This is a genomic window from Ectopseudomonas toyotomiensis, from assembly GCF_017167985.1.
GTDB classification, from domain to species: domain Bacteria; phylum Pseudomonadota; class Gammaproteobacteria; order Pseudomonadales; family Pseudomonadaceae; genus Aquipseudomonas; species Aquipseudomonas toyotomiensis.
Genome location: NZ_CP070505.1, coordinates 1522470 through 1546039, shown reverse-complemented (window position 1 = coordinate 1546039; position 23570 = coordinate 1522470). Strand labels below are relative to the sequence as shown.

General features: G+C 63.6%; 18 protein-coding genes. 13 read left to right on the top strand and 5 right to left on the bottom strand.

Going from position 1 to position 23570, the window contains the following annotated elements:
- Positions 1-22: 22 nt before the first annotated feature.
- From rsmA to JWV26_RS07145, 4 genes are all read right to left on the bottom strand, one after another.
- Complete coding sequence (rsmA, locus tag JWV26_RS07160; protein WP_206418710.1) at positions 23-832, bottom strand: 16S rRNA (adenine(1518)-N(6)/adenine(1519)-N(6))-dimethyltransferase RsmA; 810 nt, start codon at positions 830-832, stop codon at positions 23-25.
- Positions 833-945: 113 nt separating this feature from the next.
- On the bottom strand, positions 946-1941 hold the full coding sequence (gene pdxA / locus JWV26_RS07155) for a 4-hydroxythreonine-4-phosphate dehydrogenase PdxA (protein WP_196459419.1): 996 nt from the start codon (positions 1939-1941) through the stop codon (positions 946-948).
- Positions 1942-2037: 96 nt separating this feature from the next.
- Positions 2038-3330, bottom strand: coding sequence for a peptidylprolyl isomerase (locus JWV26_RS07150; RefSeq protein ID WP_206418709.1), 1293 nt, complete (start codon positions 3328-3330; stop codon positions 2038-2040).
- On the bottom strand, positions 3311-6100 hold the full coding sequence (locus JWV26_RS07145; RefSeq protein WP_206418708.1) for an LPS-assembly protein LptD: 2790 nt from the start codon (positions 6098-6100) through the stop codon (positions 3311-3313). The genes JWV26_RS07150 and JWV26_RS07145 overlap by 20 nt, the downstream gene beginning before the upstream one ends.
- A gap of 124 nt (positions 6101-6224) precedes the next feature.
- Here JWV26_RS07145 and JWV26_RS07140 point away from each other — a divergent pair, with 124 nt between their 5' ends.
- The 3 genes from JWV26_RS07140 to JWV26_RS07130 are packed head-to-tail and all read left to right on the top strand — an operon-like array spanning position 6225 to position 8680.
- Entirely contained in the window at positions 6225-7250 is a 1026-nt protein-coding gene (locus JWV26_RS07140; RefSeq protein ID WP_206418707.1) for an aminoglycoside phosphotransferase family protein, read from the top strand.
- Positions 7247-7918, top strand: a complete 672-nt coding sequence (murU, locus tag JWV26_RS07135) for an N-acetylmuramate alpha-1-phosphate uridylyltransferase MurU (RefSeq protein WP_206418706.1) — start codon at positions 7247-7249, stop codon at positions 7916-7918. Before JWV26_RS07140 ends, murU begins: the two co-directional genes overlap by 4 nt.
- Positions 7919-8680 (top strand): DnaJ domain-containing protein, encoded by a 762-nt coding sequence (locus tag JWV26_RS07130; RefSeq protein WP_196459429.1) that lies wholly within the window; start codon positions 7919-7921, stop codon positions 8678-8680. It abuts the gene before it with no gap.
- A gap of 20 nt (positions 8681-8700) precedes the next feature.
- On the opposite strand, the gene JWV26_RS07125 is transcribed toward JWV26_RS07130, so the two are convergent.
- Entirely contained in the window at positions 8701-9690 is a 990-nt protein-coding gene (locus JWV26_RS07125) for an alpha/beta hydrolase family protein (RefSeq protein ID WP_206418705.1), read from the bottom strand.
- A 113-nt stretch (positions 9691-9803) separates the two neighbouring features.
- Here JWV26_RS07125 and JWV26_RS07120 point away from each other — a divergent pair, with 113 nt between their 5' ends.
- The 10 genes from JWV26_RS07120 (at position 9804) to gabD (ending at position 23445) form a co-directional block, all read left to right on the top strand.
- On the top strand, positions 9804-12209 hold the full coding sequence (locus tag JWV26_RS07120; RefSeq protein WP_206418704.1) for a PAS domain-containing sensor histidine kinase: 2406 nt from the start codon (positions 9804-9806) through the stop codon (positions 12207-12209).
- A complete protein-coding gene (locus tag JWV26_RS07115) occupies positions 12206-12835 on the top strand; it encodes a response regulator (RefSeq protein WP_072425039.1) in 630 nt (209 codons plus the stop codon). The genes JWV26_RS07120 and JWV26_RS07115 overlap by 4 nt, the downstream gene beginning before the upstream one ends.
- A 302-nt stretch (positions 12836-13137) precedes the next feature.
- Entirely contained in the window at positions 13138-14235 is a 1098-nt protein-coding gene (locus JWV26_RS07110) for an ABC transporter ATP-binding protein (protein WP_079782668.1), read from the top strand.
- Between the two features lie 53 nt (positions 14236-14288).
- Positions 14289-15320 (top strand): ABC transporter substrate-binding protein, encoded by a 1032-nt coding sequence (locus JWV26_RS07105; RefSeq protein ID WP_206418703.1) that lies wholly within the window; start codon positions 14289-14291, stop codon positions 15318-15320.
- 66 nt (positions 15321-15386) lie between these two features.
- A complete protein-coding gene (locus JWV26_RS07100) occupies positions 15387-16634 on the top strand; it encodes an ABC transporter permease (protein ID WP_206418702.1) in 1248 nt (415 codons plus the stop codon).
- A gap of 203 nt (positions 16635-16837) precedes the next feature.
- Positions 16838-17665, top strand: a complete 828-nt coding sequence (locus JWV26_RS07095; RefSeq protein WP_196474679.1) for an ABC transporter permease — start codon at positions 16838-16840, stop codon at positions 17663-17665.
- Positions 17666-17768: 103 nt separating this feature from the next.
- The gene (locus JWV26_RS07090; RefSeq protein ID WP_206418701.1) at positions 17769-19139 is read left to right on the top strand and encodes a sigma-54 interaction domain-containing protein; all 1371 of its coding nucleotides are present in this window, start codon (positions 17769-17771) and stop codon (positions 19137-19139) included.
- Positions 19140-19316: 177 nt separating this feature from the next.
- A complete protein-coding gene (locus tag JWV26_RS07085; protein WP_206418700.1) occupies positions 19317-20465 on the top strand; it encodes an iron-containing alcohol dehydrogenase in 1149 nt (382 codons plus the stop codon).
- A gap of 77 nt (positions 20466-20542) precedes the next feature.
- The gene (locus JWV26_RS07080) at positions 20543-21922 is read left to right on the top strand and encodes a hypothetical protein (RefSeq protein WP_206418699.1); all 1380 of its coding nucleotides are present in this window, start codon (positions 20543-20545) and stop codon (positions 21920-21922) included.
- Positions 21923-21984: 62 nt separating this feature from the next.
- Positions 21985-23445: an NADP-dependent succinate-semialdehyde dehydrogenase gene (gene gabD, locus JWV26_RS07075; protein ID WP_206418698.1), complete on the top strand. Its 1461-nt coding sequence runs from the start codon at positions 21985-21987 to the stop codon at positions 23443-23445.
- Positions 23446-23570 lie beyond the last annotated feature (125 nt).

Genomic DNA, 23570 nt, shown 5'->3' with positions numbered 1-23570 from the left:
ATCCGTTGAGCGTGATTGCAGTTTAGTCCTGCTCGGCCGAAGGCTGCAGGGCCAGCTGGTCGGCCAGGCGGACGAAGGCGGCCAGATCCAGCTGCTCGGGGCGCAGGCTGCCGTCGACGCCTACCGCTTCGATGGCCTCGGCGGGCAGCAATTGTTTGAGCGTGTTGCGCAGGGTCTTGCGGCGTTGGTTGAAGGCCTCACGCACGACGCGTTCGAGCAGGCGATGGTCTTTGGCCGGGTGCGGCAGGGTTTCATGCGGCACCAGACGGACGATGGCCGAGTCGACCTTGGGTGGCGGGTTGAAGGCGCCGGGGCCGACGTTGAACAGATGCTCCACGCGGCAGTGGTATTGCACCATGATCGACAGCCGCCCCCAATCGCCACCGCCCGGGCCGGCGGCCATGCGTTCGACCACTTCCTTCTGCAGCATGAAGTGCATGTCGCGAATCAGTGGCGCGTTGTCCAGCAGATGGAAAATCAGCGGCGTGGAGATGTTGTAGGGCAGGTTGCCGACCACGCGCAGGCTGCGTGGCGCAGCTTCGAGGCGGGCGAAGTCGAATTTCAGCGCGTCGCCCTGATTCAGGCGAAAGCGCGGATTGTCGCCGAACTTGCCTTGCAGGATGGGGATCAGGTCGAGGTCGAGTTCGATCACGTCGAGCTGCGCACCGCTGCCGAGCAACCCTTCGGTAATGGCACCCTGGCCTGGGCCGATTTCCAGCAGGCGTTCGTCTTCCTTGGCGCGAATGGCGCGCAGGATGCGGTCGATCACCCCGGCATCATGCAGGAAGTTCTGGCCGAAGCGCTTGCGCGCGCGGTGTTGGTATTCGGACATGTACGGCTCCGCGCAGCGCCTCGAGGCGTTTTGCTCGAGGCTGGATGCAAAAAAGAAAGTCGCACAGTCTACCAGCGAATGGCGCCGCGGGCGCGGGCCGTGGTCTCAGTGGTTCATTCCGGGCGGCTGGCGGCCATCTGGTAGGCGGTTTCCAGTGCCACCTGCAGGCTGCCGATGTCCACCTTGCCGGTACCGGCCAGATCCAGGGCAGTACCATGATCCACCGAGGTGCGGATGATCGGCAGGCCCAGCGTGACATTGAGCGCCGCACCGAAGCCCTTGAACTTGAGCACTGGCAGGCCCTGGTCGTGGTACATGGCCAGTACGGCGTCGGCATGGTCGAGATACTTGGGGGTGAACAGGGTATCGGCCGGCAGCGGGCCGATCAGGTTCATGCCTTCGCTGCGCAGACGCTGCAGCGTCGGTTCGATGATCTCGATTTCCTCCCGTCCCAGATGCCCGCCTTCGCCTGCGTGCGGATTGAGCCCGCACACCAGGATGCGCGGCTCGGCGATGCCGAACTTGCTTTGCAGATCGGCATGCAGGATGCGGGTCACACGCTCCAGACGTTCGGCGGTGATGGCTGCCGCGACATCCTTCAGTGGCAGGTGAGTGGTGACCAGCGCCACGCGCAGGCCGCGGGTCGCCAGCATCATCACCACCTGCTGGGTGTGGGTCAGTTCGGCGAGAAATTCGGTGTGGCCAGAGAAGGCGATACCCGCTTCGTTGATCACGCCCTTGTGTACGGGCGCCGTGATCATCCCGGCAAATGTTCCGTCCAGGCAGCCTTGGCCTGCGCGGGTGAGGGTCTGCAGCACGTAGGCGGCGTTGGCGGGCGTCAGTTTGCCGGGTATGGCAGGCGTCGCCAGGGGCGTGTCCCAGACGTAGAGGGTGCCAGCCGCTGCGGGGCTGTCTGGCCATCGCTGCGGGCCGACGGTCAGCAATTCGATATTCAGCCCCAGCTGCTTAGCGCGTTCTGCCAGTAGCTCGCGACTGGCGATGGCGACCAGAGGCGCTGGCTGCGCCTGGCGGGCCAGCAGCAGGCAGAGATCAGGACCGATACCGGCGGGCTCGCCAGGTGTGAGGGCAAAGCAGTGCTGCGCAGTCATGGTCGCTCTCTGTGCGGGCTGGGGCGTCAGTTTACGCTGCCAGGCCAATAACGAAAAAGCCCGGCACTTGGCCGGGCTTTTGGGACGATACCGCTATTACAGCTTGGTCTCGACGTAGGCTTCGTCGCGGATCTGGCGCAGCCAGGCCTGCAGCTCCTCGTCGTATTTGCGGTTACGCAGCAGGTTTGCGGCCTGTTGCTCGCGGAACTGCGCGCTGCTGTCAGTGGCGCGGCGGCCCATGACCTGCAGCACGTGCCAGCCGTAAGGACTCTTGAACGGCTTGGACAGCTCGCCGCTGGCAGTGTTGTTCATCACTTCACGGAACTCGGGCACCAGCGCGTTGGGGTCGATCCAGTTCAGGTCGCCACCATTGAGCGCAGAGCCCGGATCTTCGGAGAAGCTCTTCGCCAGTTCGGCGAAGTCTTCGCCATCGACGATGCGCTGATACAGGCGCTCGACCAGGCGACGGGTTTCTTCTTCGCTGCGAATCTCGCTGGGCTTGATCAGGATGTGGCGAACATGCACTTCGTCACGCACCTGAGTATCGCCACCACGCTTCTCGATCAGCTTGAGGATGATGAAGCCGCCCGGTGTACGCACCGGCTCGGTGACTTCGCCCGGGCTCAGCTGGCTGATCATGTTGTCGAACGGCGGCGGCAGCTGACCGGCTTTACGCCAGCCCATTTCGCCGCCTTCCAGCGCGGTTTCACTGGCCGAACGGGAAATCGCCAGTTGGGCGAAGTCTGCGCCTTGCTGCAGTTGCTGATACACCTCCTGCGCCTGCCGCTCGGCGGCCTGGATTTCGTTGGAGGACGCGCCCTCGGAAACCGGAATCAGGATATTGGCCAGACGGAACTCTTCCGACAGCTGCATCTTGCCCAGGTCCGAGGCGAGGAAGTTCTGCACTTCCTGGTCGGTGACCTGGATGCGTTCGGCCACGCGGCGCTGACGCACACGGCTAATGATCATCTCGCGACGCACCTGATCACGGGCATCGGCATAGGACAGGCCATCACGAGCCAGCGCTTCGCGGAACTGCTCCAGGCTCATGCCGTTGCGCTGGGCGATGGTGCCCATGGCCTGGTTCAGCTCTTCGTCGGTGATACGAATGCCGGAGCGGTCGCCGATCTGCAGCTGGATGTTCTCGATGATCAGGCGTTCGAGCACCTGCTGGCTGAGTACGTTCTCCGGAGGCAGGGCGCCACCGCGCTTGTCGATGGTCTGTTGCACTTCACGCAGGCGAGCGTCGAGCTGGCTCTGCATGACTACGTCGTTGTCGACGATGGCCACGACGCGATCCAGTGGGAGAACCTGGGCCTGAGCCATTGCTGCCAGCAGTGCTGCGCCCAATAGCAGGGGGCGCAGGCGATCAGAAAGCTTGGTCTTCACGTTCACGGTAACCTTGAATGCCTTGGTCGAGGAAAGATTCCACCTTGTTGCCAACAACGCCGCCGAGGCCCTTGAGGACGATCTGCAGGAAGATGCCGCGGTCCGGCTCGTCGTTGCGCGATGGGTCGAGGCTGACTTCGTCGTAATCGATCCAGTAGCGGTTGATCAGGCGCAGTTTCCAGCAGCAGCTGTCGTACTCGAAACCACCGAAGGCTTCCAAGGTACGGTTGCGGCCATAGTCGTACTGCCAGCGCGAGATCAGGCTCCACTGCGGAGCCAGCGGCCAGATGACGGAGAAGTCATGCTGGTCGATCTTGTAGTAGTTCTTGATGTAGTTGGGGTTCGGCGAGCCGTCGGCAAGGGTCTCGCTACCGTAGTCCGGGTTGGTCGTCCAGGTACCGCTGTCACGGTCATAACGCACGGTGTCGTTACGATAGCGATAACCGAAGTTGACGATCTTGTTCGGATTGGCTTCCGGCTGGTAATGGAACATTGCGCTGCCCGAGCGGGTGGCGTGCTGGTCCGGATCCCAGTTGAAAGTCGAGGAGAAGCGCCAGTCGCGATTGAAGCGATACAGGTACTCCAGCGCATAAGGCGAGACGTCGGCGGTGGCTTCCTGGCGGGCACGGTAGTCGATGCCCGGCAGCTGTACCTTGCGGTCTTCGAAGTAGAAGGCCTGGCCGATGCTGAAACGCTGACGCTCGAAGCCATTCGACTCGATCCAGCGGCTGGTCACACCCAGCGACAGCTTGTTCTCGTCACCGATGCGATCCTTGCCACTGAAGCGGTTTTCACGCCACAGCGAGGCGTAGCTGAACGTCGGCTCGCCCGTGTCGAATACCGGGATATCGGTCTGGTCTTCTTCCGGCACATAGAGGTAGAACGCACGCGGTTCCAGGGTCTGGCGGGCGTCTTTGCCAAACAGTTGGGTGTTGCGGTCGAAATACAGGCCGCTGTCGACACTGATCAGGCCTACACCGCGGCTCTGTGTGCCCTTGTAATTCTGCTCAGCCAGCAACGTGTCTTTGCCTTGCTGATCCAGGCTGATGTCATAGTTGGTCTGCAGGTACTTGACCTGAGGTTTGACGAAGCCCCAGCTCCAGTTCAGCGGCAGGCTAACGCCTGGTTCGAGGTGCAGCCGTTCACCATCGGCCCTTGATAGGCCGGTCAGACGTTCGTCGTACCAGAGGTCTTGCGGGCGACCGGTTACGCCATCCTTGTCGATGAAGAAGCCCGAGCGCAGGTTGCGATCGAAGCGCACGTACTCGGTTCCGTAGGTGAAGTCCAGACCGCCCGGATTGAACGGCAGCTTGCCGTCCAGGGTGATCTGCGGCAGACGGTCATACGGCGTCACATCAGTGATGTTGGCCAGTTCGTATGCATGCACGTTCAGGCGTGCGGTATAGCTGTCACCGCGATAGGTCAGCGTGCCGCGCTGGTCGACGTAGGTTTGCTTGTCGATGCCCAGATCGGTATCGAGATCCTGGAAGTAGTAGGGGTCGCTGATGTCGGTGTAGTCGACTTCGGCGAGCAGGCGCGAGTTCAGCCCCTGCTTGTGCTGCCAGCTGTACATCCAGCGCTGATCTTCGTACTCGGACTGCAGTTTGCGCTCGTCTTCGCTGTCGTCGAGGTAGGCAGTGCCGATCTGGCCTTCGCTGCTCTCGGTCAGGTAGCGGAACTCACCTTCCATCAGTAGGCCGCGTTTGGCCATGTAGGTCGGGTACAGCGTGGCGTCGTAGTTCGGCGCCAGGTTGAAGTAGTACGGCGTTTGCAGCGAGAAGCCGTTGCTGCTCGACGTGCCGATGCTCGGCGGCAGGAAACCGGATTGGCGACGGTCGTCGATCGGGAAGTAAATGTACGGGGTGTAGAACACCGGAATGTCCTTGACCCGCAGCGTCACGTTGGTCGCGGTACCGAAGCCGGTCGCCGGGTTCAGGGTGACGTTGTTGCCCTTCAGGTGCCAGGCATTGTCGCCCGGTTCGCAACGGGTATAGGTGCCATCCTTGAGGCGGATGATCGCGGTCTCTTCGCGCTTGGCGTAGAGCGCGCTGCCGCGCACATGAGCCTGATGCATCACGTATTCGGCGTTGTCGATACGGGCTTCGCCGTTATCCAGTTGCAGTTCGGCGCGGTCGCCGACCACCAGCATGCCCTTGTCGCGCAGGCGTACGTTGCCGACCAGCTCGCCACGGTTTTCCGTCTGGTGCAGGCTGGCCTCGTCGGCCTCGACCTGCATACCGGACTGGCGCAGGACGACGTCACCGGCGAGGGTGGCGATCTGCTTTTCCTGCTCGAAGCGCGAGGCCTTGGCGGAAACGTACATCGGCGACTCGTCCAGCGGCGTGGTGTCATCCATGCCCGGACGCAGCGGCTCGACGTAGGCGCCTGCGCAGTAAGGACCGGCCTCGGCCAGTTGCGCGGCAGTCAACTTATCGCGTGGGACCCAGTCCAAGTGGCTGTAATCGGGGCTGCGCGAGGCGAGGGCGCGGCCCTTGCTCTCGGTGACCAGCACCGGGGCGGTATCCTGCTTGGCTACCGCCTCGCTGGTGGCACCGCTGGTGCTGACAGCATCACGGCTGTGCACCGGGCGCGGAGGCAGGGCGCTGGCCGCTGATTTCGGCGCGCAGGCCCAGCCGCCCGTGGGCGACGCCTGGCAATCGTATTGCTCGGCGGCAAAGGACTGTAGGCTGAACGCGGGCTGTAGGGCCAGAAGGCTGCCGGTGACCAGCAGCGGGAATTTCTTGCGGAACGCGGGGTATTTTACTGCCATCTTGTTAGTCCGGGCTTCCTGCGCGCTATCGGCCCAGGGGCCGCACGCCTCTCGATGGGCTGAAAAAGATGCTGGATAATAAAGCATGACCCGCGCAACGGCTAGCGCCGTCGGAGACCCCTTGATGTCTGAACACGATGTACGACTGCAACAGCTGCAAACCTGGCTCGCCGAGCAACTGCCCCCCCTCTTCGCAGTGCGCGACTGGGGCGCGGTGCCTGAGGCCGGGCTCACGCCTGCCAGTAGCGACGCCAGCTTTCGTCGCTATTTTCGTTGGCAGGCCGGTGAGCGCAGCCTGATTCTGATGGATGCGCCGCCACCTCAGGAAAACTGCGAGCCCTTCGTGCGTATCGCGGCATTGCTGTCCAGCGCCGGTGTGCATGTGCCGCAGGTGCTGGCTGCCGATCTTGAGCAGGGCTTCCTGATTCTCGATGACCTGGGCCGCCAGACCTATCTGGACGTGATAAACGAATACAATGCCGACGAGTTGTTCGACGATGCCATCGAGGCCTTGCTGCTGCAGCAGCGCTTGCCCCTCGACAGCCATCTGCCGCATTACGATGAGGCGTTGCTGCGTCGTGAGTTGCAGCTGTTTCCCGAGTGGTACGTACAACGCCATCTGGGGCATGCCTTCACACCTGAGCAGGAAGCAGCGTGGCAACGTATCAGCCGCCTGTTGATCGACAGCGCCCTGGCGCAGCCCAAGGTGGTGGTGCACCGCGACTTCATGCCGCGCAACCTGATGCAGAGTGCACCGAACCCCGGCGTGCTGGACTTCCAGGATGCCGTCAACGGCCCGGTCACCTATGACATCACCTGCCTGTTCAAGGATGCCTTCCTCAGTTGGCCCGAGGCGCGCGTGCAGGCCTGGCTGCACGGCTACTGGGAACGTGCCAAGGCGGCGGGTATTCCGCTACAGGCATCGTTCGAAGACTTTCTGCGAGCCAGCGACCTGATGGGCGTGCAGCGCCACCTCAAGGTCATCGGCATCTTCGCGCGCATCTGCCACCGCGATGGCAAGCCCAAATACCTCGGCGATGTGCCGCGTTTCTTCTCATATATAGAAGCTGTGCTGGCGCGTCGGCCGGAGCTCGCCGAGTTGGGTGAGCTGTTCGCCAGCCTGGCGAAAGATGAAGGGGCACGTGCATGAAGGCGATGATTCTCGCGGCGGGTAAGGGCGAGCGCATGCGTCCTTTGACGCTGCATACACCCAAACCGCTGGTGCAGGTGGCGGGCGTGCCGTTGATCGAGTACCACATCCGTGCGCTGGCTGCTGCAGGCTTCACCGAGCTGGTGATCAACCACGCCTGGCTAGGCCAGCAGATCGAGGACTACCTCGGCGATGGCTCGCGCTTCGGTGTGCGTATCGTCTATTCCCCCGAAGGTGAGCCGCTGGAAACGGGTGGCGGCATCTTCAAGGCGCTGCCGCTGCTGGGCGCTGAGCCGTTTCTGGTGGTCAATGGCGATATCTTCACCGACTACGCCTTCGCCGCGCTACGCGAGCCGCTCGCCGGTCTGGCACATCTGGTTCTGGTGGATAACCCGGCGCATCACCCGCAGGGCGACTTCGTTCTGGCGGCCGGCCAGGTGCAGGACAGCGGCACGATGGGTGAGCGGCTGACCTATAGCGGTCTTGCCGTGCTGCATCCGCGTCTGTTCGGTTCTTCTCAACCCGGCGCCTTCAAGCTGGCGCCGCTGCTGCGTGAGGCGATGGCGGCCGGGCAGGTCAGCGGCGAGCATTATGGCGGCTGCTGGGTCGATGTCGGTACGCACGAGCGCCTGGCCGAAGTCGAGCGCTTGCTGCAGGAGGCACGCTAGGTGTTGTGGCCGGCCACCATGCTCGGGGCAGCAGCCGGGCTCGCCCTGGCCAGCATCCCAGGTGCTCTGCTGGGCGGTCTGCTCGGGCAGGTGCTGGACCGTCGTCTGCGCCTGCATGGCTGGGACAACCTGCGCGAGCGTCTGGGCGGTCGTGCGGCGCCGTCGGATGACGACCTGCTGTTTCTGATGCTGGGGCGTCTGGCCAAGAGTGACGGTCGGGTGGTGCAGAGCCATATCCAGCAGGCTCGCTCGGAAATGCAAAGGCTGGGGTTGGACGCTGCGGCTCAGCGACGTGCCATCGAGGCCTTCGCCCGGGGCAAGACCGGGCGTGACAACCTGCGTGCGCCGCTGCAGCGTCAGCGTGAGCGCGCCGATGCCATGCTGCGGGCCTGCTGGCGCATGGCCTGGGTCGATGGACGGGTATCGGCCAGTGAGCATGAGCTAATTCTGCTCTGGGGCAAGTGGCTCGGCTGGGACAGCACCCGGCTCGATAGCCTGGGCGAGGAATACGCGCCGCGTCGCAGTCAGCAGCCGGCACCGGCTGGCGGCAGTTACCAGGAGGCGCTGCGGCTGTTGGGTGTGAATGAAGGCAGCGAGCCTGAGCAGATCAAGCGCGCCTACCGGCGCCTGCTCAGCCGCCATCACCCGGACAAACTGGCCGGCTCCGGCGCTTCGTCTGAGCGCATTCGTGAAGCCACCGACACCACGCGCCAACTGCATCAGGCCTATGCGCTGATTCGCCAGCGCCGAGGCATTCGCTAGCAGGTAGTTTCAACAGACTACTAGCTGCCTGCGGTGCGAATATGCTGCGTCAACCAGCCACGTAGACGGCGATAAAGCTGCTCTTGCTGAACATCCAGGTTACCCGGCAGGGCTTTCATCGATACCTGTATGTAGGTGGGCAGCTTGGCTCGCTTGCTCGCCTGCAGGCGTTTCAACGCAGCCATGCGCTCGGTGGCTTGGTCCTTGTAGAAGAAGTCGCCAGTGGCCACGGCCAGCTGCGCGACCATCTCATCCAGTGGCGGCGCAAAGCCGACAGGTAGTTCGGCTGCCACCATCAGCAGATTCTGCACGTTGTCCGGCTGGCGCTCGCTCAGGTAGCGCGCAGCCCAGTAGGCGCCACTGCCATGACCTAGGAGGACGATTTCCCTGGCCTGCTGCTGGTTGGCGAAGGCGATGGCGGCATCGATGCGGGCCATCACCCGCTCGACATGCGCCTGACGCCTTTGCTCTGGGCTGATCGCGCCGCTGTCGGCTGGTTGTGTAGCCTCGGCTACGGTCGCTTCAGGCGGGCTTTCGGCGGCAGGAGCGCTCTCGGTAGTGGGGGCATCGCTTTGCGGTGCCGCTGTTGCAGTGGCGGCAGTGCGCAGTGGCAGCGGGTCACCGTCCGGGTCCGGCAGCGTCAGGCTCAGGCTGTGCCAGCCGGCGTCGGGCAGCTTGCGCCGCAGCGGGCCGATCGCGGCGGCGCCGTCGGCGTTTTCCACATCACCGGGCAGCAGAATCACCGCACCACTGGGCTCGCCGACGTTGGCAGGCAGCCACAGGGCGAGAAAACTTTCGGCGCCGGCCTGCAGCATCTGCTGCTCACGTTTGTCCAGACGTTGCTCCAGCGTCTGCGCGTCGCTGACGCTGCGTTCGGGCAACAGAGGACGTTCGCTCGCCGCGGGGGCGTCGGCGCTATCAGCCGGCGCATTCTCGGGCGGCTCCTCGGCCCAGGCCGCGGGACAGGAGAGCAGGCAGAAACCGAGCAGTGCTAGTGAATGAAGGCGCATCGATGAGGCTCCTGATCGTCTGCTACAGAGCCTAATGCCGGGCTCCGCTTTTGTCAGGCGATTGGCGCAAGACTGGAGTAAGGTAGGGGATCGCGTCACCGGATTCGCCGTGCATGAACTCCTTTCTTCGTTCCCTCGCCATGCTGCTGATGCTGGCTGTTTCCACCGCCTGGGCGGAGAGCGCGCGCATGCCGTTGCGCCCGGCTTTCGATGCCGAGCAGCGCGCCTGGCTGAAGGAGCATCCCGTGCTGCGCGTGGGCCTGATCCAGCAGGCACCTTGGGTTCTGCGTGGCCAGAACCGACAGCTGACAGGCGCCAATGTCGAGCTGATGCAGCGTCTGCTCGAAGGCATGGGCGTCGCGCCTGACTGGCGCCTGTATCCGAACCTGGAGGCCCTGGAACGTGCCGCCAGTGCGGGCGAGGTGGATCTGGCGCCAGGCCTGCAGCAGACGCCGGCCGGCCTGCGCATCTGGCATTACTCCATGCCTTACCTGCGCGTGCCACACCTGGTGGTCGGCGAGCGCAGCGGCAATGGTGCGGTGGATCTCGATCAGTTGCCGCTGGAGCAGATGGTCGCCCTGCGCTCGCCGAGCCAGGCTGCCGAATACCTGGAGCGTACTCATACCAACCTGCGTCTGCGGGCGACGTCTTCGGAGCGTTCGGCGCTGTTGCTGGTGCTGAATCAGGAGGTCAGCTATGCAGTGCTGGACGAGGCGAGCCTCAGCCTGCTGCTGCGCGAATCACGTTTCTCCAGCCTGAGCATCGTTGGCGATATCGGTTTGCCGCAGCTCCTGCGCCTGGCCACGCGCCGCGATCAAGCGCTGTTGTCCGGCATCGTCGATCAGACCCTGAAGGCACTGCCGGCTCGCGAGCTGGAGGAATTGCGCGACACCTGGATGCCTTTGCGCTATCCGCAGTCCACCGATTTCGTCGGCTTCTGGAAGACGCTCGCGCTATTTTTCGGCCTGCTGCTGATGCTGGGGGCAACCGCGCTTTATCGGCAACGACAGCAGACGCGTTTGCTCGAGCGAGGGCTGCTGGGCGCACGTGGCGAGCTGGATCGTCACCAGCAGGCCGCCGAGGCATTGCGCCTGAGTCAGTTCTCCATCGACCACAGCACGGTGGGCATTCTCTGGGTCAACTGGGACAGTCATCTGCGCTACGCCAACCGCGCTGCCGAACGCATGCTCGGCTACGCCCCTGGTGAGCTGGTGGACAAGCCATTGAGTCAGTTGGAGCCCGGCCTGCATATGGACCGCTGGCTCAACCTGTGGAAACGCGTGCGCGAGCAGGACGAGGGTTCACCCAGCTTCGAGGTCGACTGCCTGCGCGCCGATGGCAGCCGCATGCCGGCTGACGTATCGCTGAGTTTTCTGCGTTACCGCCAGGCCGAGTACCTGGTGGTGTTTCTCAGTGACGTTACCGAGCGCCGCCGTGCGCGTGCCGCGTTGGAGGAGAGCGAGGCGCGCTTCAAGGGCATCGCTGGCAACGTGCCTGGCCTGGTGTTTCGCCTGGAGCGCGCCGGGCCGGGAGCGGTGGTCAATTTTGCCTACATCAGCGAGGCCAGTCAGGAAATGGTCGGCTGGCCGGCGCAGGAGCTGCAGCGTGAGGACCGTGGCATCCGCAGCCTGGTGCACCCGCAGGATCTGAGCAGCTATCTGAACAGCCAGACGCTGGCGCTGGAAGGCGAGAGCGACTGGTATTGGCTGGGGCGCATCCTCACCGCCGAGCAGGAGGTGCTGTGGGCGGACATTCGTACCACCGCGCGTCCGCTCGGCAATGGCCGAGTGGTGTGGGACGGCATCCTCTGGGATATCACCGAGAACAAGCTGGCCGAGCTGGCGCTGGCCGATTCGCGGGCGCGTCTGCGCGAACTGTCGGCGCACCTGGAAAGCGTGCGTGAGGAAGAGAAGGCGCGCATCGCCCGCGAAGTGCATGACGAGCTGGGCCAGGTGCTGACCGTGCTCAAGCTGGAGACGGCGATGTGCGAGCTGGTTTGCGCCGGGCAGATGCCTGAGCTGGACGAGCGCCTGGCCAGCATGAAGCGTCTGATCGCGCAGTTGTTCCAGCTGGTGCGTGATGTGGCCACGGCGCTGCGGCCGCCGATTCTCGATGCCGGCATTGCCTCGGCCATCGAGTGGCAGGTGCGGCGCTTCGAGGAGCGCACGCAGATTCCTTGCCTGGTCGAGGTGCCGGAGCACCTGCCGCATCTGCCGGATGCCCAGGCCATCGGCATGTTCCGCATTCTTCAGGAGGCGCTGACCAACGTCATGCGCCACGCTGGCGCGCATAGCGTCGAGGTGCGTCTGTGGCAGGAGAGCGGCAGCCTGTGTCTGTCGGTGGTCGACGATGGCAAGGGCTTCGATCCGGCGCTGCGCAAGCCCGGGCAATCCTTCGGCCTGGTCGGCATGCAGGAGCGCATGCTCATGCTCGGTGGCCAGTTGCAGATTGACAGTCAGCCGGGCGAGGGCACTACCCTGTGCGCGCGCATCAATCTGGAAGAGGAGATCGCAGCGTGATTCGGGTACTGGTGGCCGAAGACCACACCATCGTGCGGGAAGGCATCAAGCAACTGATCGGCATGGCACGTGATCTCGAGGTGGCTGGCGAAGCCTGCAATGGCGAGCAACTGATCGAGGTGCTGCGTCGCACGCCCTGCGACGTGGTACTGCTGGATATCTCCATGCCCGGCGTCAACGGTCTGGAGGCCATTCCGCGTATCCGCGCGCTGACCGAGGCCCCGGCGATTCTGGTGCTGTCGATGCACGACGAGGCGCAGATGGCGGCGCGTGCGCTCAAGGCTGGCGCTGCCGGCTACGCCACCAAGGACAGCGATCCGGCGCTGCTGATCACTGCGATTCGCAAGGTGGCCAGCGGTGGTCGTTATATCGATCCGGCGCTGGCCGACCGCATGGTCTTCGAGGTCGGCCTGACCGACTCGCGCCCGCCCCACGCGCAGCTTTCCGAACGCGAGTTTTCGGTATTCGAGCGCCTGGTGCGCGGCGAGGGCGTCAACGACATCGCCCTGCACCTGGCGATCAGCAACAAGACCGTGAGTACGCACAAGGCGCGCCTGATGCAGAAGCTCGGTGCGCATTCGATGGCCGATCTGGTGCGCTACGCCATGGAGCACCGCCTGGTCTGAGCAACCGTTCCTGCACACGCGGCTGTATGGCCGGCGTAGGGTGGATGACGCTCTTTTCATCCACCGTTGCCATATGGGGACATCCGCATGGGTGGACATGAAAAGCGATGTCCACCCTACCCATGGATTACCCATGAGGCGTCTTCGATAGCCGACGTGATCGCTCGGATTTTGTAGGGCGAGCCCTACACAAGATTCTCCTCGTGCCTGATATCAGCTTGTCATCCTGCCCGATTTTTCACCCTGTCTCGCCGGCCTAATCTTGGGTCATCGGCCTGAGACAAGAACAAGGGTGTGGTGTGATGGCAAACGATGTACTGGTGAGTTTCCGTGGCGTACAGAAGAGCTATGACGGCGAAACGCTGATCGTCAAAGACCTCAACCTGGATATCCGCAAGGGTGAGTTCCTGACCCTGCTCGGCCCGTCCGGTTCCGGCAAGACCACCAGCCTGATGATGCTGGCCGGCTTCGAGACGCCGACCGCTGGCGAGATCCTGCTCGATGGCCGCTCGCTGAACAAACTGCCGCCGCACAAGCGCGACATCGGCATGGTGTTCCAGAACTACGCGCTATTCCCGCACATGACCGTGGCCGAGAACCTGGCCTTCCCGCTGAGCGTGCGCGGCATGTCGCGCACCGATATCAGTGAGCGGGTCAAGCGCGCGCTGTCGATGGTGCAGCTCGACAGCTTCCGCAATCGTTACCCCGGCCAGCTTTCCGGTGGTCAGCAGCAGCGTGTGGCCCTGGCCCGTGCGCTGGTGTTCGAGCCGCAACTGGTGCTGATGGACGAACCCCTCGGCGCGCTGGACAAGCAACTGCGTGAACACATGCAGATGGAGATCAAGCACCTGCACCAGCGCCTGGGCGTGACCGTGGTCTACGTGACCCACGATCAGGGCGAGGCGCTGACCATGTCCGACCGTGTAGCCGTGTTTCATCAGGGCGAGATCCAGCAGATCGCGCCGCCGCGCGAACTCTACGAAGCGCCGCACAACACCTTCGTCGCCCAGTTCATTGGCGAGAACAATCGTCTGGCTGGCGAGCTGGTCAGCCGCGACGGCGAGCAGTGCGTGGTACGCCTGGCGCGGGGTGAAGAAGTGCGCGCCACAGCGGTCAACGTCGGTGCGGTCGGTGAGGCGGTGAGCCTGTCGATCCGCCCCGAGCGCATCCGCCTCAACGGCCACAGCGAGGCCTGCCCGAACCGATTCTCCGGGCGTATCGCCGAGTTCATCTACCTGGGCGACCACGTGCGTATCCGCATGGAGGTCTGCGGCAAGTCCGATTTCTACGTCAAGCAACCCGTGGCCGAGCTCGATCCCGCGCTGACGGTTGGTGACCTGGTTCCGCTCGGCTGGTCTGTCGAGCATGTCCGCGCGCTGGATCCACTCCAAGTCGAGTGAGCCTTTCGCGCAGTGCTTCACCTTTACCCCGTAACACAGAGGAGCTGATAAGAATGACGAAATCCCTGAAGCTGGCGGCATTGGCCCTGGGCGTTAGCTGCGCCATGCCGGCACTGGCGGTGGACCTGACAGCGGTATCCTTCGGCGGCGCGAACAAGGCGGCGCAGGTCAAGGCCTTCTACGAACCCTTCGAGAAGGAAACCGGCAACAAGGTGCTGGGCGGCGAATACAACGGTGAAATGGCCAAGGTCAAAGCCATGGTCGACACCCGCAGCGTGAGCTGGGACCTGGTCGAGGTGGAGTCGCCGGAGCTGGCCCGCGGTTGCGACGAAGGTCTGTTCGAGGAGCTCGATCCTGCCCAGTTCGGCGATGAGGCCAACTTCATCGACGGCGCCATCCAGCCATGCGGCGTGGGCTTCTTCGTCTGGTCCACGGTGCTCGCCTACAACGCCGACAAACTCAGCGCGGCGCCGACCAGCTGGGCCGATTTCTGGGACGTGAAGACATTCCCGGGCAAGCGCGGCCTGCGCAAGGGTGCCAAGTACACCCTGGAATTCGCCCTGATGGCCGACGGCGTGCCGGTCAAGGATGTGTACAAGGTGCTCGCCACCAAGGAAGGTCAGGATCGCGCATTCAAGAAGCTCGACGAGCTGAAACCGAACATCCAGTGGTGGGAAGCCGGCGCTCAGCCGCCGCAATACCTCGCCTCCGGCGACGTGGTGATGAGCTCGGCCTACAACGGCCGCATCGCGGCGGTGCAGGGCGAGAGCAACCTGCAGGTGGTGTGGAACGGCGGTATCTACGACTTCGACTCCTGGGCCATCCCGCGTGGCGCCAAGAATGCCGAACTGGCCAAGGAATTCATCGCCTTCTCGGTCAAACCTGAAGCGCAGAAGACCTACTCGGAGAACATCGCCTACGGCCCGGCCAACAAGCAGGCCATCGAGCTGCTGGCGCCGGAGCGTCTGAACCTGATGCCGACTACCCCTGAAAACATCGCCAACCAGGTGGCCATCGACGTGACCTTCTGGGCTGACTACGGCGAGCAGTTGGAGCAGCGTTTCAACGCTTGGGCCGCGCGCTAAGTCGCCTATCCGGCCCCGTCTCGTGGCGGGGCCGTCTGAATTCCTTTCTTGCTTGCGGAGTTGTCCATGGCCGCCGTACTGCCTGCCAACGATTTGCCTGGGCCGAGCCTGAAGCAGCGTCTGGCTCGTGCCGAGCGTTTCAATCGCCTGAAATCCAAGGCGCTGATCCTGCCGCTGTTGCTGTTTCTCCTGCTGACCTTCCTGCTGCCCATCGGCGCGCTGCTGATGCGCAGCGTCGACAACCCTGAGGTGGTCGGCAGCCTGCCGCGTACCGTCGAGGCGATTGCTGCCTGGGATGGCCGTGGCCTGCCGGATGAGGCGGCGTACCGGGCGATTGCCAGCGATATGCTCGAAGCGCGGCGCAACCAGAGCCTGGGCGATCTGTCCAAGCGCCTGAACATGGAACTGGCGGGCTTTCGCAGCCTGGTCAGCAGCACCGCACGCAAGCTACCGCTGCGCGAGGAGCCGGTGTCTTACCAGGAAGCCTTCCTCGACATGGACGAGCGCTGGGGCGATCCCGCCTACTGGCAGGTGATCCGCCGCAATGCTTCGTCGGTGACGCCATACTATTTGCTGGCTGCGCTCGATCACCGCATCGACGACCTTGGCGAACTGGCCAAGGCCACGCCGGACCAGGCCATTTATCTGGACATCTTCGCCCGTACCTTCTGGATGAGCCTGGTGATCACCGCCATCTGCCTGGTGCTGGCCTACCCACTGGCTTACCTGTTGGCCAACCTGCCCACGCGGCAGGGCAACCTGCTGATGATCCTGGTGCTGCTACCGTTCTGGACCTCGATCCTGGTGCGGGTGGCGGCCTGGATCGTATTGCTGCAGTCGGGTGGGCTGATCAACAGCGCGCTGATCTCGCTGGGCATCATCGAGCAGCCGCTGCAACTGGTGTTCAACCGCAGTGGTGTGTACGTGGCCATGGTGCACATCATGCTGCCGTTCATGATCCTGCCGATCTACAGCGTGATGAAGGGCATCTCGCCCAGCTACATGCGTGCGGCGGTATCGCTGGGCTGCCACCCGTTCGCCAGTTTCTGGCGGGTGTACTTCCCGCAGACCCTGGCCGGTGTCGGTGCCGGTTGCCTGCTGGTGTTCATCCTGTCGATTGGCTACTACATCACCCCGGCGCTGCTGGGCAGCCCGAACGACCAGATGATCAGCTACTTCGTCGCCTTCTACACCAACACCACCATCAACTGGGGCATGGCAACGGCCCTCGGCGGCCTGCTGCTGGCCGCGACCCTGGTGCTCTACGTGGTGTACAGCTGGCTGGTTGGCGCCAGCAAGCTGAGACTTGGCTAAAAGCGGTCTGCGTAGCAGACCATCCGATGACCCTCTCCCATTCATGGGAGAGGGTGCCCGAAGGGCGGGAGAGGGTGCTTGTGTCGGCACCACTGCCTCTCGGTAACCGAACCAGGGAGGACGGCGCAGGTAGAGCGCCCTCTCCCCAACCCCTCTCCCTTAAATGGGAGAGGGGAGCTTGAAAGCTCACTGGAGTAAAACTCATGCTCAGCCCCTACATGTCACCCGTCGAGCGCCTCTGGTACTACGGCCTGCGCATTCTCTGCGGCCTGGTCCTGCTGTTTCTGATCCTGCCGGTGCTGGTCATCGTGCCGCTGTCGTTCAACTCCGGCACCTTTCTGGTCTACCCGTTGCAGGGCTTCTCGCTGCGCTGGTACGAGGACTTCTTCATGTCCGCTGACTGGATGCGCTCGCTGAAGAACAGCCTGATCATCGCCCCGGCTGCGACCATGCTGGCCATGGTCTTCGGCACCTTGGCGGCCATCGGCCTGACCCGAGGCGAGTTTCGCGGCAAGGCGCTGGTGATGAGCCTGCTGATCTCGCCGATGATCGTGCCGGTGGTGATCATCGGCGTCGCCAGCTACCTGTTCTTCGCGCCGCTGGGCATGGGCAACAGCTACCTGTCACTGATCCTGGTGCATGCCGTGCTCGGCGTGCCGTTCGTGATCATCACCGTGTCGGCCACCCTGCAGGGCTTCAACCACAACCTGGTGCGCGCCGCCGCCAGCCTGGGCGCCTCTCCGCTGACGGCGTTTCGCCGGGTGACCCTGCCGCTGATCGCGCCGGGTGTGATCTCCGGCGCGCTGTTCGCCTTCGCCACCTCCTTCGATGAAGTGGTGGTGACCCTGTTCCTCGCCGGTCCCGAGCAGGCTACCCTGCCGCGGCAGATGTTCAGCGGTATTCGCGAGAACCTGTCGCCAACCATCGCTGCTGCGGCAACCCTGCTGATCGGCTTCTCCATTCTGTTGCTGCTGACCCTGGAATGGCTGCGTGGTCGCAGCGAGAAGCTGCGAACTTCGGCGCCGGAATAGATCGCCGTAGCTGCATGCTCAGGGCCTCGCCGGGAAACCGGCGGGGCCTTGCTCGTTTCCGGGCGTAGAATGTGCAGTTTCTCCTCCGTAACAAGGCGGCCAGATGGACTTCGATGATCCCGGTTTTCGCGAACTGATCGACGCGTTGCATGACGGCGTCTACATCACCGACGCCGACGGCATCACCCTCAAGGTCAACAGTGCCTATGAGCGCCTGACCGGGCTGCGTGCCGAGGACGTCGTCGGCCAGCACATGCAGGCGCTGGTAGAACAGGGCGTGATCTCGCAGTCGGTGTCCCTGCGCGTGCTCAAGGAAGGCAAGGCGCTGTCGCTGATGCAGAGCGTCAGCCAGGGCAAGCGTCTGCTGGTCAGTGGTACGCCGATCTTCGCCGCCGATGGCCGCGTTCGCTACGTAGTCAGCACCGTGCGCGACATGACCGAACTGCTGCGCATGAAGCACGAGCGCGACGAGCTGCAGCAACTGAAGCAACTGCGCAACAGCACCGCCAGGCTGCATGCCGGGCAGCGTGACGATCTGCTCGATGCCTCCCCGGTCGCCGACAAGCCCGCTTCGGGGCGCGTCTTCATGCAGGCGCGGCAGGTCGCGGCCAGCGACGTGAAAGTGCTGCTGCAGGGTGAAACCGGCGTCGGCAAGACCCTGATCGCCCAGTACATCCACAAGAGCAGCCCGCGCGCGGCGCAGCCTTTTCTCGCGCTGAACTGTGGCGCGTTGCCGGAGAACCTGATCGAGGCCGAGTTGTTCGGCTATGTGCCCGGCGCCTTCACCGGCGCCGGTAGCAAGGGCAAACGTGGCCTGCTCGAGTTGGCGCACCAGGGCACGGTTTTTCTCGATGAGATCGGCGATCTGCCGTTGCCGCTGCAGGTCAAGCTGCTCAAGGTGATCGAGGAGAGCCGCTTCATTCCGGTCGGTGGGCTGGAGTTGAAGGAGGTGGACGTGCGCATCATCACCGCCACCCACCATGACCTGCGCACGATGGTTGCCGAGGGGCGTTTTCGTGCCGACCTCTACTACCGGCTCAATGTCGTGCCGATCCACATCCCGGCGCTGCGCGAGCGCCCCGAGGAAATTCAGCCGCTGCTGGACTTCTACCTGGCCGAATTCAACCAGCGTTATGGACGAGCGCTGAGCTGGGAACTCGAAGCGCTAGATGCGCTGACCGACTACGCCTGGCCCGGCAATATCCGCGAGCTGATCAATCTGGTCGAGCGTCTGGTGGTCACCGTCTGTGGCGAGCGCATAGAGCTGTTCGAGCTGCCGGAGGAGATGCGCATCGCCCGTAGCGACGCCGGCGAAGACGACCTGCTGCCATTGCGCAAGCAGGTGGAAAACCTCGAGCGGCGCCTCATCCGTCGTGCGTTGATGCAGCACAAGACCACCCGAGAAGCGGCCAAGGTACTCGGCCTCAGCCAGGCGACGCTGGTACAGAAGATGAAGCGCTGGGAACAGGGCTGATTGGAAAATGGATCGAGATAGGCTCTTTTGATTGATTTTTTGATCAAGCGTAGCCCGCAGCGCGCTGTGACAAATCGACTCAAGCCTTCTAGCGCGCCGCTTTCCGCGAGCTGGCACAGGAATGGCTATGGCAAGCCCCGAACCCGTTCAGCACAACAACGCATAAAGGGCCTGCTGATGAGTATTGCTGCATTCAAGATCGCCAATAAGCTGCTGACCGGCCAGGGTGCCGTGGAGCAACTGGCGGTCGAACTGCCTCGACTGAATATCACCAACCCGCTGATCGTCACCGACGCCATCCTGATCAAGTCTGGTACGGTCGAACATGTCCTCAAGCAACTCGGCGAGCGCCGCTATGGCATCTATGACGGTGTCGAGCCGGAGCCGGAGATTGCCATCGTCGAGGCCTGCGCCAAGGTCTACCGCGACGGCGGCCACGATGGCCTGATCGGTGTCGGTGGTGGCAGCGCCATCGACATCGCCAAGGCCGTGGCCGGTTATGTGGGTCATGACGGTCCATTGGAAGAGCTGTTCGGCGTCGATCAGATCAAGCGCAAAGGCCCGCCGCTGATTGCCATTCCGACCACTGCCGGCACCGGTTCGGAAGTGACCAACGTGTCGATCCTTTCCGACAAGCAGGCGCAACTGAAGAAGGGCATCGTCAGCGATTACCTGCTGCCTGATGTGGCGCTGGTCAGCCCGGTGATGACCCTGACCTGCCCGCGCGGCGTGACCGCTGCTAGTGGCGTCGATGCGTTGGTACACGCGGTGGAGTCCTATCTGTCGGTGAACGCCTCGCCGATCACCGACGCCCTGGCCATTGGGGCCATCAAGCTGATCGCCAGGGCGTTGCCCAAGGCCTATGCCAACCCGGCGGATCTGGTCGCTCGCGAAGACATGGCCACCGCCAGCCTGATGGCCGGCATGGCCTTCGGCAATGCCGGCGTGGGCGCCGTGCATGCGCTGGCCTATCCCCTGGGTGGGCGCTTCAATATCGCTCACGGTGTCAGCAATGCCTTGCTGCTGCCCTACGTGATGGCCTGGAACAAGCTGGCATGCGTCGAGCGCATGGCCGAGATCGCCGCTGCTCTTGGCGTGCAAACGCATGGCCTGAGCGACAAGGCCGCCGCCGACCTGGCCGTCGAGGCCATGGCCGAGCTGTGCGCCAGCGTCGATATTCCCAAGGGCATGCGCAGCTTTGGCGTACCGCAAGACGCCATCCCGGCCATGGCCGAGGAGGCGAGCAAGATCGACCGCCTGATGCGCAACAATCCGCGTCGTCTGAGCGCAGGCGACATAGAGCAGATCTACCGCGCTGCCTACTGATTACCGCAACGAAGATGACAGGCCCCAGTTTGCTGGGGCCGGCTGAAATACAACTCTAATAAAGCTGGGTGACTCAAATGTCCGAACTGCATCAACAAGACCTTGGTGTGGAAGCCCCCTACTGGCCGGTGGGGCCATTCAAGGTGCGTCTGCCTTTCATTCATTACCGCTTCGAGATCTCCGACTACATGCAGGGCCTGCTCATGTGTGCGGTGGACCTGGCGGCGATTCCGCTGATGACCGAATTTCTCGGCATGCCCTTCGAGGTGGCGCTGGCGGTGGTCATGCTCAACGGTCTGCTGTATCTGACCCACCACCTGCTGGGTGACCCCGTGGTTCCGGGCTGGATCACCCCGGCGATCCCACTGCTGATGGCCTACTGCAGCCAGTTCCCGGAGGGCCCGGAGCGGGTGCATGCGCTGATTGCCTTCCAGTTGATGCTGGGGGTGTTCTCGATAGGCCTGGGCATGACGGGCATGGCACGCAAGGTGGTGTCCCTGGTGCCCTCTGCGCTCAAGGCCGGCATCATCATGGGCGCCGGCCTCAGTGCGGTGGTGACGGTATTCAAGGAGGGCGGTCGCTTCGATAGTTTCCCCTGGACCATTTCCATCGCCGTCGGTATCGCCTTCTACTTGGTGTTCTCCCTTCACTTCCAACAGCTGAAGAAGCGCAACCGCTTCTGGTGGAACTTCGCCAAGCTGGGCATCTTCCCGATCATTCTGCTGGCGGTGATCGTTGCGCCGATCTTCGGTGAGGCGCCCTGGCCCAGCATCGAGTGGGGCATCAGCAAACCAGACTTTGTCACCCTGTGGAACGAGTACACCGTATTCGGCCTTGGCATGCCGCCGCTGATGATGTTCGTCACCGCCATTCCCACCGTGTTCGCCGCCTATCTGGTGGTGTTCGGTGACGTGCTGGGGGCCAGGGCGATCCTGTCCGAGGCCGACCATGTGCGCAGTGACGAGAAAGTCGACTTCAACCCCAACCGCTCGCACCTGATCTTTGGCGGGCGCAACGCCTTCATGAGCCTATTCGGGCCGGACGTGGCCATGTGTGGCCCGCAGTGGTCGGCCATGCAGGTTGTCATCACCGAGCGCTTCAAGGGCGGCGCCCAGGCAATGAAGTCCATCTACGGTGGGGTCGGATCTTTCCGTTGGGGAACCAACACCGGCCTGTTGCTGCTGCCGGTGGTCACCCTGCTGCAGCCGATTCTCGGTGTGGCGCTGGCGCTGACCCTGCTGATTCAGGGCTACGTCAGTGTGCGTCTGGGCATCATGGAGGCGCGCAGCCAGCGCGACCTGGGCATCGCCGGGGTGATCGGCGCGGTGCTGGCGATAAAGGGCGCCGGCTGGGCCTTCGCCATTGGCGTTGGCCTGTGCGCGCTGATCTATGGGGCAAGGATGTTCCGTGGCGAGAACGACCAGACCTTCACCAAGGATCTGCCGCCCGCCGAATGAGGCCTGTGCAATCCCCAATTCAGCCGAGGGGTGATCGCCTCCCTCGGCAGCAGGAGAAAATCATGCAACTGAACGATCCCGATCTGCTGCGCCATCAGGCCTATATCGATGGCCAATGGTGCGACGCCAGCAATGGCGATGTGACTGAAATCTTCAACCCTGCCAACGGCGAGTCGCTGGGCAGCGTGCCGAACATCGGTGGCGCGCAGACCCGTCAGGCCATCGAGGCGGCGCAGGCTGCCCAACCCGCCTGGCGTGCGTTGACGGCCAAGGAGCGGGCGGCGCGACTGCGCAAATGGTACGAGTTGATGCTGGCAAATCAGGAAGATCTGGCGCGGATCATGACGGCCGAGCAGGGTAAGCCGCTGACCGAGGCGCGCGGTGAGGTGCTTTACGCGGCATCCTTCATCGAATGGTTCGCCGAGGAAGCCAAACGCGTCTACGGCGACACCATTCCCGGCCATCAGCCGGACAAGCGCTTGATCGTGACCAAGGAGCCCATTGGCGTGACCGCAGCCATCACGCCCTGGAACTTCCCGGCGGCGATGATCACCCGCAAGGCCGGCCCAGCGTTGGCCGCTGGCTGCGCCATGGTGCTGAAACCGGCGCCACAGACACCGTTCAGTGCGCTGGCGCTGGCTGTGCTGGCCGAGCGCGCGGGCATTCCGGCCGGGCTGTTCAGCGTACTGCCGGCTGATGCCGAGCGTTCCCGAGAAGTCGGTGCCGAGCTGTGCGCCAACCCCATCGTGCGCAAGTTGTCGTTCACCGGTTCCACTGGTGTCGGCATCAAATTGATGGAGCAATGTGCTCCGACGCTGAAGAAGCTCTCGCTGGAACTCGGTGGCAATGCGCCGTTCATCGTCTTCGAGGATGCCGATCTCGATGCCGCGGTCGAAGGCGCACTGGTGGCCAAGTACCGCAACGCCGGGCAGACCTGCGTCTGCGCCAATCGCTTGTATGTGCACGACGCTGTCTACGACGCCTTTGCCGACAAGCTGGCCGCGGCCGTGGCCAAACTGCGGGTTGGCTCGGGTGATGAAGCAGGCGTTGTAATTGGCCCGTTGATCGACGGCAATGCCGTGGCCAAGGTGCAGGCTCATCTGGCCGATGCGCTGGAGAAGGGCGCCAAGGTGCTGCAGGGCGGCAAGCCGCACGCGTTGGGCGGGCATTTCTTCGAGCCCACGGTCATCACTGGCGTCACCGCGGATATGCGTGTGGCCCGCGAAGAGACCTTTGGTCCGCTGGCGCCACTGTTTCGTTTCAGCGACGAAGCCGAGGTGGTGCGCCAGGCCAACGACACCGAGTTCGGCCTGGCCGGCTACTTCTATACCCGCGATCTGGGCCGCACCTTCCGTGTCGGCGAGGCGCTGGAGTATGGGATGGTCGGCATCAACACCGGGCTGATCTCCAACGAAGTGGCGCCGTTCGGCGGCATCAAGGCCTCCGGCCTGGGCCGCGAAGGCTCCAAGTACGGGTTGGACGAGTATCTGGAGATCAAGTACCTCTGCCTCGGCGGTATCTGAATCAGGTCGCTATTGTGGGAGGGCTTTAGCCGCGACCGGCTTGGCACAAAAGCCAGAAACTCGCCGCTGAAGCGCCTCCCACTGTCTCCTGCGCTTGTCGATCAAGGGCGCCACAGCCGTTACAA